Genomic DNA, 15,016 nt, shown 5'->3' with positions numbered 1-15,016 from the left:
CTCAATGGACCTGACCCCGCTCGGTCTCGCCATCCACGTCTGTGGTGCGGTGTTTTTCATATTCGGTGTCGGCAAGATCATCGACCACCTGACGCAAGGCCTCCGTGTTGGCCGTCGCTGCATCCGATTGCAGGTAGACCTTGGCGACATAGAGCCGGTCGAGGCGGTCCTCGAGAACCTTTTCCAGCGCATCGGCATCGCCGGATGTGAGCCGGTCGAGTTGGCGCACGTCCAGCACCCGCGCGATCTCGTCGCGAAATGCGTCCCGCTCCGCCTCGGTCTCGAAGGGCGCGGACAACTCCCCCGCCCGCTCATGCTCCAGAACACGCGTAATCTCGTCTGCAAGGCGGTCGGCATGGTCAGACTGCGGCGCAGTTTCACCGCGGGTCGCGAGGATGTCGTCGCGCGTGCCAGACCCGAGCCCGTCGCGCATCTCGGTTTCGCGGCGGACCTGATTGATGACCTCCGTGTCGCGTATCTCGACGACGGCTGCATAGGTCGCGCCGAGCCCACGGGCGAGATGGGACGGCATGTCCGGATAGCGCGCTCGTAAGTCATCCGTGACAGCATCTGCAACGGGCGTGCGGACGTCGCGTCCCTCCATGATCCGGTCGACCTCGCGGGTGATCTCGCTGGCGCGGGCCGCATCAGTGATGGTCTCCCTGTAGGGTTCAGACCGGTCGATCACATCGCCTGGGCGTGCGAGCAGGTCTGGGTGTGCTTCGAGATACGCGCGTTGCTCCGTCTCGATCCGGCGCTCTGCCCGCGAGACAACCTCCCAATCCCGGTCCTCGACCTGCTGCGCTGTCAGGCCGTCTGCGCGCATCTCCTGACGGATTGTCCCTTCCATCGCCCGGACTGCGTCCCGGTGATAATGGAACCGCTCGCTGTCCGCTTCCGCTTCCATGACACCATCCCGGCGCAGCACCTTCTCCTGTTCCAGCATCGTGCCAAGTTCGACATGCAAATCGTTGAGAATGTCGCGCGCCTGTTCCAGATCGGCGCGGCGTTCAAGGTTCAAATCGCGCGCCTCGGCCACTTTGGAGAGATCATTGGCGATCCATTGATGCTCGAGCGCTGCATTTGAGGCGCCCGTCTCGATCCGGGCCACCACTTCCGATGTGCTGATCCCGGTGCCCCGTAGTGCTACGTCAATGCGCGATCTCAAGTCGGGCTCGGCCAGTCGCTCGCGCTGGCTGGCGTCAATATTGGCCTCGGAATAGATCCCGCCTTCCGAGGGGGTCTCTGACAGCGTGGATGATCGCAAACCGAGAGGCTGCATGTGCTGGACCTGCGTCTGGATCTCGATGAGGCGTTTTTCCAGCACGGGACGTTCCGCGTCAGACTTCTCTGCGATCATGCCCTGCACCCGCGCGAGCTTCTCCGCATAGAGGCTTCTGAGATCCTCGAAGCTTTGATCCTCGGCCATATACACATCTCCTGTTCGGTCCACCTGTCCGCCATGCGCCAGCACTTCGCCCGCGCGGAAGAGGGCTGCGGCAATATCCTCGCGGACTTCACGCGAAGCCTCCGCGGCAAGCGAATAATAGACAGTTCTGGTATTGGCGATCTCCGCCAGCGTCCGGGTCAAGTCGGCCCCCACACGTTCCCGCTCGCGGGGCGCGCGACCCTCTTCTTTCGCCGCATAAACCTCGCGGGTAGCGGCGGGGTAATGCACAACCCCGCGATCCACCCGCCGCGTGGCTTCCAGGCGCACGCCGTACTTCTCCGCCTCCTCGACCATGGCGAGGCGGAAATCGTCATAGTTGAACCGATGGTTGCGCCCCAGAAAGAAGAACTCGCCCTCCTGAGACCGGCGGTTCAGCACCAGATGCGCATGCGGGTGATCGCGGTCCTCATGCACCGCGATGATGTAGTCGAAATGCCCCTCATCGGTCTGGAAGAACCGCTCGGCCACATCCGTCGCGATGTCGCGCACATCCTCCCCGCGCGTGCCGATGGGGAAGGACATGAGCAAGTGGGTGGTCTGCCCAAGCTTGGGCTTGAAGCCCGCATCCCACCGCTTGGCAAAGCGCGCGGTCAGATCCTTGATGTCACCCGCCTCGAGCTTCGCCTTGCCATCCAGAAATCCGCTACTGTCCACGATATGGGTGGACTTGGTGGTGAGGTAATCGAGCTGGTTCATCAACTGAGATTTGGTATGCGTACCCCCGCCCCGGATCGCCTTGAAGACCGCTGGCCGATGCCCTGCAGCCGCGCGCACAAGCTGGCTCTGCTTGGCCACGTGCAGCCCCTGCATCGAGCCCCGGACGCGGCTCCAGCCATCCCGAAAGACCTCGCCCGTGACGGCATGGACGGCATCATTCAGCCGCATGGGCAAACTCCCTCAAGGCTGCCGTGGCCTCGAGCTGCATGGCGTCCCGACGGCGGCGCAGGAGCAGATCGATCTCGTCAGCAGAATCCAGGATGAACCGCGCCAGCCCGCGCATCTGCGCAAAGCGCAATTCGGTGAACTCCGAACCAGCCCCCTGCCCCTGCCGGTTGGCCTGCGTCATCTGCTTGGCAATTTGCGCTACCCCATTGCCGACCTCGTGCAGCGAGGCGCGGTAGCGCGCCATCTCGGCCGCCATCTGCGCGTCCGGAACAAACACCCCACCCGCCGCCTGAATGAGCCGCCGCAGCCCCTCGGCCCGGCTCTCGATCCCGGCCTCGGCCAGCACCTCGTCGAGCGCCGCAAGCTCCGCAGCCGTGACCTTCACACTGACTGCGGAGACCGGGATCGCGGCATCCATTTGACGCTCGGCATCGGCTTTCAAGATGTATCGCACGGCCCGCGATGTGACCTCGAAGCGCTCGGCCAGCTCAGACGTCGACACACCTTCCGCGGCCTCGCGGACGATCTGCATCTTCTCGGTCTCTGTCAGGCGTTTTGTTCGGGACATGCGGAAGAAAGACCCCCTATTTCCTGCCACCTTCCACCAAGGCTGCCCCCACCTTACGATATTATACTAAGCTGTCAATTATATACTTACGTTGCATTCGGGCTCAGGCAGCCTTGGTGTCCGCTTCCCCCGCAGACCGCAGGGACGCGGGCCTGCCCCCTCGCCACCGGGCGACCCACCTGTCCAATAGGCCCCCTTCCCCAGCACCGCCCGCAGGTCTGGCCGAACACGCATGTGTTCGGACGGAACCGCGGGCGGGCGCAAACCCCACCGACAGGGCGGACAGGCAGGGTCAAGGAGGGCCAGATTTGGCTCCGCCAAATCTCTGCCGCAAAAACCGGGAGGCCCTGGCCGATAGGTTTTTGTGGATGGCCCCCTTGAGGCTGACTGGCCGGTCTGTCGCGGCCTGATCATTCCGAGCGGCGATCGTCCGTTGCGCGCGCAGCGACCGGCACCAAGAGGAGGTCACCTCGGGCGAACTGACCGCCGGACACGGCATCCCTGGAACAGGGATCGGGCCGCCCCAAGATCGTCCTGGGGCGGCCCATCCTCGCCAGAGGATTTAGTCCTGGGGATCTTTCGCGCTCGGTGGGAACATCACCAGCTCCGAGACCGCGACCGGGAAGTCGAGCTTGAGGCTGAAGAACTCCGAGCCGTCCCCGTTGCGGGTGTTGCGGAACATGGCGCCCACGCGTTGGAATCGGGTGCGCTCCTGGCCATCGGTATCGGTGAACTTGACGGGAACGGTGGCGACGTAGTGGTTGGTCATTTGGGTTACTCCTTATTGCGATGAGGATCACCCAGCACGGGGGCAAAAGGACCGGTCGCAAGCGCAAATGCGGAGGGTCCGCGGCCCCGCCGTGGAAACCGTATTTGTGCTTGCCGAAGCGTGAGCTGAGGGCACGAACGGGCCGACCCCGTGCGATCCACATGCATAGCAAAAAGGAGGGACCCGATTGACCTGTGCCATCACGCAGTCGCCACCATCCGCGTCCACGTCCTGCCGAACCTGGCCGGGGTGCTGATGACGCCCGCCCGCGTGGATGCGATGTTCCGCGACACCACCCGAGGGTCGAGCAGGGCTTCAGCCTCAAGTGCGACGTCTCGACCCCTCGCGTCTTGCGCTGCTGACGATGTGCTAGGTGCGCACCATCCCCAGCCCGTACCGATGCGGATGGGCCGAACTCTGACGGGCTGGGTAGAGGGATGACGGTGCTGGACGCCGTGAGATGCAGATCAAGTGTGACCGATCGCACGCGCCATGAGATTTGACGAAAGGACCGCCCGAAGGCGACCCGGTTATGGCCATCACGCGCCCAAGCTGTCGAGCATCCCCCTGGTATCAGGCATTCGCTTCAGCGAGTTGCCGATGTGTTCCCGCCAGCGCGGCCCAACCTCCATTGCGGTGGCATAGGCCCGAGCCAGATCATCGGGCCGGTCCTCGGCCATCGCTTCGATAAGGAAAGCCGCCTGCTCGCGGTCCTTCGCGGATTTCAGGCTTCCTGCCCCATCGCGGCGCCGGTCGGCAATGATCAGTTTGTGGACTGCATAACGCTCCGGGCGGGGCACCTGCACCAGAACGCCGGATCTATAGATCGCCGCCGCGTGGATCGGCTCAGCGATCAGGAAGTTCAGATAGTTCAATCCTTGGGCGTTCACGCCCAATGCTGGCAGATCACGGATGGTCTCATCTCCGAACGCCGGTGTGAGGAACTCGACCAGCTGGCCACTGCCGCCCTGGGCCCATCGCCAGGTCCGGCCTTGGTCAAGAGATGGCAGAGGATCGAATTTGAGCGCCGAGAACGTCTCGGCAAGACCCGGGTCGACCTGATCCTGCAACGCAACGCTGAGCTTCTCGAACTGCGCGATGTCGATGTCGCCAGTATTGGCCATACCGCCAATGGGCAGACGGATACCAAGCTCGCCTTCATAGAGGCGAAATGCATTGGTTCCGACGATGGTGCCACCCAACCGGAATGTCCCTACTGCGGCCATGGCCGACAGGATGGACCCGGTTGCCCGGTCGGTGGGGGTCATGCCTTCGGCGCGCAAGAGGCGGACAAGCCGAGACCGTTCCGCCTGCCGATCCTTGGCGGTCGAGCGCAGCTCCTCAATCCGGTTGATACGTGCACGCGTCTCGTCACTGTCCTCGCCGATATAGATGAAGCGCATCTCGGTGCCGACACGGCGCGCGGCGTACCAATAGGCCTTGTCGCCGCGCTCTTTGAGTGTTGGCTTGCCTTCGACACCGAACAAGGCGTCGTCCTTAAGAAGACGCACCAGGTCGGTATAGGCGCTCATCGCGATGCTGCTGAGTGGGGTCATACCTATCATTTCCAAGTTTTGCTTGGCATACATATACCTATCAAAACAGGAAATTGCTAGGCAAAGTGATTTGGAGAACGTCCACACCCATGAGAAACGACGTAAGGGCCGCCCTAAGGCGACCCTCTCTCTTCAATCCTGCGACGCCTTCTTCGCCGGGTCCGCAACCCGCATGACCGTCAGGCCTTTCGCTTCCGCCTTCTGCCCGAGGTTCAGCGCGACCCCGTTGCCGCCGAAGAGGACAACCCCCGTCGCCGCGAACTTGTCGTCCAGCATTTCGTCGTTGCACTTGAACGGGGCCGCCCGCCCGTGCGCGGACCAGCGCGGATCGAAGCGCGCTTGCGCGACCCCGCGTGCCCGGGCCCACCGGGCCGCGATCATCTCCGCCCCGTGCTTGCCACCCTTGTGGCAGAGGAAAATCTCCTGGTTGCGGTTCTGCTTGATCCGTTCGCGAACCTTGTCGAGCGTGTTGAAGATCACATCAACATCGGTCCAGTCGGTGGCGCCTGAGACGATCAGGGGCACCCCCTCGACTTTGGATTTCTCGGCAGTCTCGCGGTCGTGCTGCTCGAGGAGCTGCCGCGCCTCGAAGACCGCCCCGGTCTCTTGCGCCCGGACACTCGCCCGCGAGCCTGCCGCCGGGATGAAGGCGTGACCCGTCTCGATCTCGTAGCATTCCGCCGCCGCCTCGCTCATCACCTCGATGGCGCTGACGATCTCGCGCAGCTGCACAAAGCGCGCCTGCGCCTCTTCGAGCGCGGTCTCGGCGATCTCCGATCCGTCGTGGGATTTTGCCAGCGCGCCGATCTTGTCCGCGGTGCGGTCGACCTCCTTGCCGAGTGCCACCTTGCGGCGCTGCAGGATCGTCGCGAGCCCATGGGCCAGCGGTTCGATTTCTGCTTCAAGCCCGGTCCCGCGCAGCGGCCCGAGCAAAGCCTCGAAGCTTTCGCGGATGATGTGGTCTGTCAGGATGTAATCCTCGGGGATCGGCAGCTGCGCGTCCTTCTCGGTCAGTCCGAAAAGTTCGATGGTCTCGTAGGTGTTTGCAGTGTCGTAAGCCATGTCTGGTCTCCAGTGTTCGGTTATAGAGCCACCACGTGAGTGTGGGGGCATGGCCGAATGTCTGGTTTCCGAATCTGCCCGGGTCAGGGACGGCATAGCCGCCGGCTTGCCGGGCGCAAAAGTTTTCCGCGCGCAGCACCCGACACATGCGCGCGCTCACGCACGGGACCGCCCTGTACCACTGGCGCCGCCCTCGCCGAAAAGTTTTGCGATCCTTGACGCGGGCTGATTTGGGGGCCATCCGGAGGATATGCTTCCGCGCTCATGTGTGTGTGTTTTGACGGTAGGTTTGCCCGACCCGAGCAGGCAAACGGCCTGACCGGACGCGGAAGACGGATGAAGCGGCGGGATCGTTTTGGCCTCGGGCCAAAACAGACCAGAGCGCAATCCGGCGGAGCGGCCGGGGAGGGACGTGCTCGCGAGGCGGGCAAACCGGGGGCCTGGGTGCGACGCCGCGGTGAGGCCGCATGGCCGAATGCGCGACGGACCGAAGGGCCGTTCTCCCCTGCGACACGCGAAGCCGAGCTGGGGAGGCCGCAGGGCTTAGCCTAAGGTTGATGTGCTGGCGACGCCGCTGCCGACTATAAGGATTGCTTTTCCAAGCATTCGACGTGATGGGCGGAAAGTGTGAATTCGCCGCTCTGTAGCGGAGACACTCGGGAAGCTCCAAAGCGGACTTTGATCATCGAAATCGTGGATACATCAAATAGCGCCTCGATCGGCACAGATATCTACTCGTTCGCAGTAACTGAGTAATTGATCCCTTTCACCGAAAGCAGCAGTTCAGAACGTTCTTCCATGATGGCGTTGGCAACGCTCTGCAACCAGGCGACCGTCGTTTGCAAATCCATTCTTTCGCCGGTGTCTGGATGCTCCCATTGCCGCGGTTCGCGCATACAGATTAAGAGACAGCCAACTCGACATCGCTTATGGTTAAGATAACGCCCCACGAGTTGATCGATCAAAGCATCTCTCAGTTGGCTTCCGCTCCATCGATGTCTTGCGTCATCCAACTTCGCTTCTACAGAAGCGTATCGGTCCAAACCGGCTGCGTGCAATCGGATATCTGTTCGTTTTTCAGCGATTGCAACGGCTTCTTGTGTAACACTGTATGCACTTCGAGCGTTTTGGGTCAGCCAGTAGGAAAGGAATTGACGTAGCTCTGTTTCGCTTTCCACCTTTCGCAAAGTCGCTACAGTTGTCTGCTCGTCGTTAAGCAAGTGGTGTTCAAAGTCTGCCAGCCTGTGATTCATGACCGCAAATAGAGATGGGTCGTCATAGGCGCGGTAGTTCCGCTCTTGGTCGAATATTCGGAATACCGAGCCACTCATGGCCTCGGGTTCCAATATGTTCGCCGCCAACTCTGTAGCCATCTGTTTCAAACGGTCTGTCAGATGCGCGAATTCGGGCATTGCGGACAATTCGTAAAGCACCGACAGCGTTCTCGGCGACTGCGTCGAAACAAGTGTGCTCAGTAGGTAACCGCGTGCTTCCTCAGCGTGGTCGCGAGTGTTCGGTGTAAAGGTGTGCTGATCCTCTTGCGGGCGCACCGTTTGGTAGGCTCTTATGACCAGCAGGGTCAACAATTCGAGGCGACGGCCATTCTCCACCCTATCAAAACTCGGTTGCCCGCCCCAGTGGCGATCACCGAAGATCGCGGCAAATATTGAAATTGCAGCTTCTCGGGACTCTTGCGTTGATAAGTCAGCGGTCGCTGCCAGCACCGCTTCGCACCCTTGCTCTAGGCTCAGTTGGGTCAACATTTTCAGCCAGAACCGCTGGCTTTCAGCAGTCATTTGGTTGGATGTGTCGATATGATTTTGGATCGCTCCAACGGCATTCGAAATGGCCTCATCCGTGCCATTGCCAGCAATCAGTTCGAAGGCATATTTGAGGTCGGTCTGGGTATTCTGCTCCAGCGCATTCTCAAATGCCGGTAGGCTATCTGTAGCCGCTGCGGCTGCGATGTCGCGCATGAATGGTGTGCCATGGTGGAGTGCGTCATGCAAAATGGGTGCACGTCCTACCTCCGTAAGGTTTGCGAGCTGTCGGTTGATTTCAGTACCAATGACTTCTTCGATGGCGTGCGGGTGGGCCGCTTCCAGCTGCGGAAGGAAGGCTCCGAAACCGTTCAGCTCCAATGTTGAAATGCGCGTCGCCCCTACTGCTTCATCATGCGAAAGGACTTCGGCCCAATTCGCGGTCTCAGCCTCGCATTTGAGCGCAGCAAGTGCCATAAGGCTGGCGGCTGAATAGCTATTCCGATCTTCTTCTGCGCGCTCACTGAACAGCGATACGTCGGTGCGTCGCCAGAAATCAGAGAGACCTTCCCTTACACCGGCGAGAAAATCCGGAGAAAACGCCGTCTCAACAAACTGTGCATCCCAATACCCCCACGTATTGTGGTCGCGTTCCGTATGCTGCATGACATTGTGCAGGTTGTATAGCGTGTTTTCCCAGTCTGCTTCCCCCAGCATTAGATCTTCAGCAGCAAGAACCTCCTGCCGCCATTTTTTCCAACCATCCTGCCGCTCAGCTTCTTCGATCTCACGTTCACGCTGCCAATTTTGGTGTTCAATTTCGTGCTCGTCGGGTTCTTGAGGTGGAGGATTCAACATCCGCTCAAATGCTTCTTGCAGGTCCTCTCGGTCGGAGATTAGCTCTGCTATTTCGACCGCAAGTTGGGTGTTTTCGCCGCCTCTGACGAACATGCTCAGCGTATAGAACGCTACGCCGCGACGGTCCTCTATTGCTCCATTCGCAAGTGCACGAAGAAGCCAAGAGAAATCCAACTCCGTAAAAGGTCGTAGGACCCGCCCATAGTCGGATCGTACAAATCGATGCCAATCGTTCTCGGGCTTTTCAAGAGCTTCTGCCAAGTCGAAGCACGCCCAAAAGTAACCTTCCCGCAAAGCAACACTCTCGGACAATGCCTCTTGCAACCTTTTGGTTTCCTTTTTGGCGACTATGCTTTCGCGGCGCTCTCCAAAGTGAAAGGCCACTGCAACACTCCATGCCCAACCTGGGATTTCTTCGGTGGACTGAGGTGGAGTCAGATCGCAAGCCGCTATCACGGGATCGACGAAGTGATCATAGCTTGAATGCGCTTGGTAGACGCGACTTTCTTCGGTGCGGTTCAACCAAATTGCGTCGACCAGGTCGTCCCTGATTTGGACCCTTTGCTCTGCGCTCATGGCATCCGACTTGATCGCCTGAAGTAGTGCATAGCCCAAGCCATGAACGGAACGCGGTACTTCGTTCAGCGATCTTGCAAGAGCCAGAAACTCTGCCAGTTCAAGTGCTTCAGGAAACAGATCAGGCAGCGCATTGCGCACAACCCGTTCGGGCCAATTGCCCGCCACCATGCTAGTCCCGATCTCGCGTTTCTGTTGACTGCTTCCACATCTAAGAACTGCCCAGACAGCGTATGTCCGATGGTGGAAATCCAAGCTCTCGTCGAAGGCCGCTTGAAACGCCAAATCGGCGCAATCAGCCATTGGCGTCAGGTACACCATTTCGAGAAGCAGCTCTCGCGTGTCGTGACCTGTATAGGCTTGGTCCCACAACTCTTGCACCAGCGGCGCCAGCTCCGGTGTCGACACGCGCTTCAGCTCAGTGTGCCCAACGCCGACCCTGCGCCAGTCGCTACCAGAATATTGCTCAACGAACCTGCGTAACAGTTCCGCGCGCAGTTCGAGGCTCAGAATCGCGGGGATTCCCTGGCGGAACAGTAAGAGAGGGTTTCGCTCCTTCACATCAGTCAGAACGTCGGGGTTCCACAGTGCCAACCATGCCACCACAGGTTCCATACTTGGGACTATCACTCGCTCTTGTCCGATGCTCGCGAACAACAGGTGATGGAGGTCGCTTGTCGCAAGACCTTGCTCACGTAACTTCTGAAGGCGTTGAGCGGCCAAGAACTCCTGCGTGGATCGATGATGAAAGCGCACAGCACCGACGCCTGTGGGGTCAAACAAGGACTTGCCAAGCAACTCGACCTGCTCATCGTGCGACCAGTCCGGCAGGATGTCGGCTACACTGACTCCCTCTGCGTCACCGCCAGGCGCTGCAAAGTAGATTGACCTGCGCTTCATTAGAAATAGCGCAAGCGCAATCCGCTCCGCCCCTTCCATGCCTTTTTTTACGCTCAGATCATTGCGCTTTTTGTCAGAGGTTTCGCGAAGCCGTTGGCCAATGCCAAAGACCAATTGTTCCTGAAGGTTGCCGAGTTGTCCTTCCGTCGCCAACTGGTCAAGCGCAGCCATGATGTCTGCAGGCAATTGGTAGAGATGCCAGAGCTCTTTTTCCTCCAAGTGCTGGGCAAAGACATCAGCGTGATCTGCTGCGTAAAGACGTGCAAATTCAACGATCTCATTTCTAGATAACGGCAACAGCGCGAAAACCTTTACAGGTTCCTCCCTGCCGCTGGCCCCCTCCTCCCCATCACTAGGGGGTGGGCCGCTATCTCGTGCAATCATTGCCGTGAAGACTTCTTCACCTGCTGGAGCTTCAGTAACCTCGGCGGCTCTTTCTCTCGGCGCAACCAAAGCAGTCACAACCTGAAAATCCAGCTCGTCAGCCCAATCATTTGGTCTACATGAAATGAAGAAGCGCGCCCGGTGTGTCTGCGCTCCGACAGCAGTCTGAATTTTTCGCAATGCACGCCGCAGCGTGCCCTTACGCAACTTCAACTCGTCGACCGCGTCCAAAAAGAACACTGCCTCTGCGTCAGATGCCTCTAACCAGTGCTGAAATTCTTGCTCTTCTTTCGCGGTGATTGAGTCCAAAAACTCTCCGTCTTGAAGCAATTCAAGTGGGACAAAAAACGCAGCTTGTCCCTGATCCTGGAGCGCTTGCTTTTGCTGTTTGAATTCATGGGTCTTACCGCACTTCCCCTCACCCAAGACGACGACACAGCGGTGAGCATAGAGGTCGCTCCAACGTAGGGAGCCGTGCTCATAACTGCCCCAGATAGAAATGTAGTCTGGGTCGCGCAGTCGCTCTTCTGATGGCAGTGCAAAACGACGTTCAAATGGGACGTGGATCATGTCGCAGTCCACAAGACACGCTTGTCTTGACCCTCCCCAAGAACAATCTGCCAATTCGCAAACTTAGCCTTGGCCTCTCCCGATGAAACCAGCCCTTCGTGCAAGGTGATTTGGATTTGACGGCCGAACGATCTTTCTGCTTTCGCCGCCACAACAAGTTTTGTGTCGGTCCTAGTAACAGAAAGCATTGGCGCTTCAGAGGAGTATTCGTCAACGAAGCTAGTCTCATCGATCTCAATTCGTACAGATGGAATAATCAGTCCACCCCAGCTTTCGTTGCCTTCGGTCTTTAAGAACATCGATTTATGCTGCCCTGAAAGAAACACCGCCGTCGGAAGGTCATCGAGTTGGCCAACCAGCAACGTTTCCTCATACTTTGAGGTCGGCAGGATCAAGCTGAGCGGCTTTGCGGTACCGACTTTTCCGACTGTGAATTCACTTGGCGACAGCATTTCTTTCTCTCAGAATAATGGCCCATGGGCGACAACTGGGATGACCATGAATGGCCCTGAAATTTCGATTTTCGCATTTCCACTAATCCCAACCCTTTCGAATGTCGGTTCGGCGGCACTCGGGACAATGTACAGCTTTGGTCGGGCGATTGTCGCGGCGAGCTTCGCGTTGTTCGTCCTTGCTAAGCACTGCGGTTTCGAAACGGTAACCGCAATTGTTGCAGCGAAAGCGAGCAAGTTTAGGCATGACTAATGCCTGCTTGCTCAATGAACTGGTTCCACAAGTACTCTGCAGCTTGCTCAGGATTTAGCCGGTTAGGCTCATTCCCAAACATTGACATAGTCACAACTAGGAATTGTTCGTATTCGTCGGACGAGACGTTGAAGCCGCCGTTTGCCGTATTGTCTGCTGCGTTCTCATTGAATGAAAAATAGATGTCACCCAACGCGAACCCCGCGTTACGGCAGTGCACTGTAATATGCGCCGTTCCATGCTGCCGGCCACGATTGACAACGGTGCTGCCAAAGGAGTTCGCGCCTCGGTCTACAAATCTGCCTCGCAGCCCCTCGACCGCGTCTATCTCACCAATCGCCAGCTTGAAATAGTCCTTGATCGCAGTGAACGCCGCGTCGCGATATTCACTGCGGTCGATTTCGTCGAAGTCGCGTTGAACGCGGTAGCGAGGGGCGGCTCGTGGTGTCGTCGCTGGCTGTTTTTCATCAGCAGTTGAAGCGAGTGCATTCGACACACCCGCATCGATTATCCGGCGAATTTCCTGTATGACATCTAGGTATGCAGTATTTGCGTTCGTCCATTCCGAGATCGGCAGACCGTCCTTCGGCACTGCTTTCAAACGTCGGAGCTGTGGCATTGCAGCCCAGTCGCATGGTTCGACGATGATAGGGACAACCCGTGCCGCGCCCGCTTCGTGCCGCTCCAAGGCTCGTTGCATCTCTCGTTCGACACAATAGTTGGATGCTATGAAGTCGGGGCTAACCATCAACAGAAAAAGCTCAGCCGCCTCTAGCTCTTCGCTGATTTCATCATCCAATAACTCACCCGCCAAGATTTCGCGGTCGTACCATGTTTCGATCCGACCTTCCCGCTGAAGGTTCGCAAGATGAACATGCAGGCGGTCAAGTGCGTCTACATCTCGATGGGAGTAAGAAATGAAAGCTCTCATGTGTCTGCTCGAAATGTTTGTATTTTGTTCTATTTTATCCAGGCGCGTCTAGGTCGGCAACTAAGATTTGGGAGTTACTGCCCAATTTGCAAGTTGGGTATAACTTCCCAACCAATGTCCGCTCTTGTAATGCTGCAGTGCAGCGCGAGCTGTCAACGCCAATGGCAGGTCTGGGCCGTGAGTGGCGATATGATAAAGGTAGGACCGCCCTGATGCCGCGAAGCGGAGAATGGCCGCAATGAGCCGATTCCGTTGACAAAGTCGGCCGAGATTGCCCGCATTGGCGGGCGATCGCTTTGATCTCGTTTGTGCGTTGAAGGCTCGTTCACCGCTTTAGCCGGTGGCGGGTGCCAGTGGCTTGAGCTTGGCCAGTTTCCGGAGGTTTTGGGCGGTGGCTGCGAGGGTGAACTCGTCCTGAACGCCGCATGGACCTCGCAATCGGAGCCGCCCCAAACCGAGAATGCGTTTGAGGTGGGCAAAGAGCATCTCGACTTTCTTGCGGCGTGCCTGAGCCTTTGGATTGAACTCAGAGGCCGTGCATTGGCGGGCAAATTCCCGGACTTCCTCGAACCGCTCGCGGGTGACGGAACGTGCATCGACCTTCGGGCAGCACTTTTCTTTTGCAGGGCAGACACTGCAAACCATCTTGCTGGCGCGGTATTTGCGACGCCCCGTTCGCGGTTGCTTGTTGCGTGGGTCTTTATGGTATTGCCGGGTACGCTTCAGCTCTTTGCCTTCAGGACAAAGATACCTGTCACTCTCAGGATCCCAGGTGAAGTCTGACCGCGACCACGTTCCATCCTGGCGTTTCGATTTGTCAAAGACAGGGATGAACGGCAGGATTTGTCGATCCAGCGCGAGCCATGCGAGGTTCTCTGCAGAGCCGTAGGCGGTGTCAGCCGCAATCCAGTCTGGCTTCAGTCCAAAGCGTTCACTGGTCCGGTCTATCATGCGGCGTGATGCGCCCACTTCGGCTGTTTTGACAGATCTGCTGGCCTCTACATCGACGATGATCCCGTGATCCGTGTCGATCAGGTAATTGTCCGAATAGGCAAAGAACGCGGGGCCTTTCCGGGCCGCCGTCCATTGGCTTGCAGGGTCGACATGGGCTGTGAACTTCGGCTTCACCTCAGTTGCCGCACCAAAGGCTTCATTGTCGAGCACATCGAGATACTCGCGCACGGCACGCGGAGCATCTGCCAGGGAAATCTCCAAAGCCTCCCAATCTTCTGGATTGCTTGAGTTTTGCTTCTGGACATCCGCGACAATCAGACTGGCATCGACAGCGAAGCCCTGACCGCCAACCAACCCTTCGGCCATGCAACGCGCGACAGTTGTCTCAAACACGTGGCGCAACAAGTCACTCTCGCGGAAGCGACCGTGGCGGTTCTTTGAAAAGGTCGAATGGTCCGGGATGCGATCCGTTAGGTCGAGGCGGCAAAACCAACGATACGCCAGGTTGAGGTGCACCTCCTCGCAGAGCCGTCGTTCTGACCGAATGCCGAAGCAATACCCAACCAATAGCATCCGGATCAGCAGTTCAGGATCGATTGATGGACGACCCGTGTGGCTGTAGAAATCCGCAAGGTGTGCCCGGATGCTGCTTAGGTCGACATACCGATCAATTGACCGCAGCAAATGATCCTGGGGGACATGCTCCTCCAACGAGAACTCGTAGAACAAGGCCGCTTGCGCCTCCTGCCTTGGTCCCATCATCAAAAATCCTCCCGCTCGTTGAGTGAATTGAATCAGTCGACAGCGACCCGATCAAGGAAGAGTTTTTCAACGGAATCAGCCCACAGCCGACATGCCGATTTCTCGCTGCGTGCGCTCGCAGCGGAGAGTATTCTGCAATTGCACAGAATTCCATGACGCAGCGCGGCGGTGGTTCCGGTCATTCGTGCATAGTGTGAAAATTCTGGAGGGGTGAATCTACAGGACTCGCAACTTAGCTGACCTCAGAAATGTGCACCCATGCCCGGAGTCAAGGCGCGCTTTGCGCGCCGCCGGTCAGCGCCCGACCGCCCCGATGGCAGGGCGCT

Annotated in this window: 9 protein-coding genes; all 9 read right to left on the bottom strand. The window is 58.6% G+C overall.

Going from position 1 to position 15,016, the window contains the following annotated elements:
* Nucleotide 1: 1 nt before the first annotated feature.
* The gene (locus tag JNX03_RS19080) at nucleotides 2-2,335 is read right to left on the bottom strand and encodes a relaxase/mobilization nuclease domain-containing protein (protein ID WP_203212295.1); all 2,334 of its coding nucleotides are present in this window, start codon (nucleotides 2,333-2,335) and stop codon (nucleotides 2-4) included.
* Nucleotides 2,322-2,903 carry a helix-turn-helix domain-containing protein gene (locus JNX03_RS19075; RefSeq protein ID WP_203212294.1) on the bottom strand — a complete coding sequence of 194 codons (582 nt, stop codon included), beginning with the start codon at nucleotides 2,901-2,903 and terminating at the stop codon, nucleotides 2,322-2,324. The genes JNX03_RS19080 and JNX03_RS19075 overlap by 14 nt, the downstream gene beginning before the upstream one ends.
* A gap of 562 nt (nucleotides 2,904-3,465) precedes the next feature.
* Nucleotides 3,466-3,672, bottom strand: coding sequence for a hypothetical protein (locus JNX03_RS19070; RefSeq protein WP_007120662.1), 207 nt, complete (start codon nucleotides 3,670-3,672; stop codon nucleotides 3,466-3,468).
* 539 nt (nucleotides 3,673-4,211) lie between these two features.
* Nucleotides 4,212-5,228: a nucleotidyltransferase family protein gene (locus JNX03_RS19065; protein ID WP_244968378.1), complete on the bottom strand. Its 1,017-nt coding sequence runs from the start codon at nucleotides 5,226-5,228 to the stop codon at nucleotides 4,212-4,214.
* A 132-nt stretch (nucleotides 5,229-5,360) separates the two neighbouring features.
* On the bottom strand, nucleotides 5,361-6,290 hold the full coding sequence (locus JNX03_RS19060; RefSeq protein ID WP_203199978.1) for a DUF2493 domain-containing protein: 930 nt from the start codon (nucleotides 6,288-6,290) through the stop codon (nucleotides 5,361-5,363).
* Nucleotides 6,291-7,021: 731 nt separating this feature from the next.
* A complete protein-coding gene (locus JNX03_RS19055; protein ID WP_203199977.1) occupies nucleotides 7,022-11,338 on the bottom strand; it encodes a hypothetical protein in 4,317 nt (1,438 codons plus the stop codon).
* Entirely contained in the window at nucleotides 11,335-11,790 is a 456-nt protein-coding gene (locus JNX03_RS19050) for a hypothetical protein (protein ID WP_203199976.1), read from the bottom strand. The genes JNX03_RS19055 and JNX03_RS19050 overlap by 4 nt, the downstream gene beginning before the upstream one ends.
* Nucleotides 11,791-12,029: 239 nt before the next feature.
* Nucleotides 12,030-12,974: a toll/interleukin-1 receptor domain-containing protein gene (locus JNX03_RS19045; protein WP_203199975.1), complete on the bottom strand. Its 945-nt coding sequence runs from the start codon at nucleotides 12,972-12,974 to the stop codon at nucleotides 12,030-12,032.
* A 333-nt stretch (nucleotides 12,975-13,307) separates the two neighbouring features.
* Nucleotides 13,308-14,690, bottom strand: coding sequence for a transposase (locus tag JNX03_RS19040; protein ID WP_203212292.1), 1,383 nt, complete (start codon nucleotides 14,688-14,690; stop codon nucleotides 13,308-13,310).
* Between the last annotated feature and the right edge of the window lie 326 nt (nucleotides 14,691-15,016).

The sequence above is a fragment of the Sulfitobacter mediterraneus genome, assembly GCF_016801775.1.
GTDB lineage: Bacteria > Pseudomonadota > Alphaproteobacteria > Rhodobacterales > Rhodobacteraceae > Sulfitobacter > Sulfitobacter mediterraneus_A.
The sequence above is the reverse complement of the archived record's forward strand: the minus strand, read 5'-3'. Positions and strand labels throughout refer to the sequence as shown.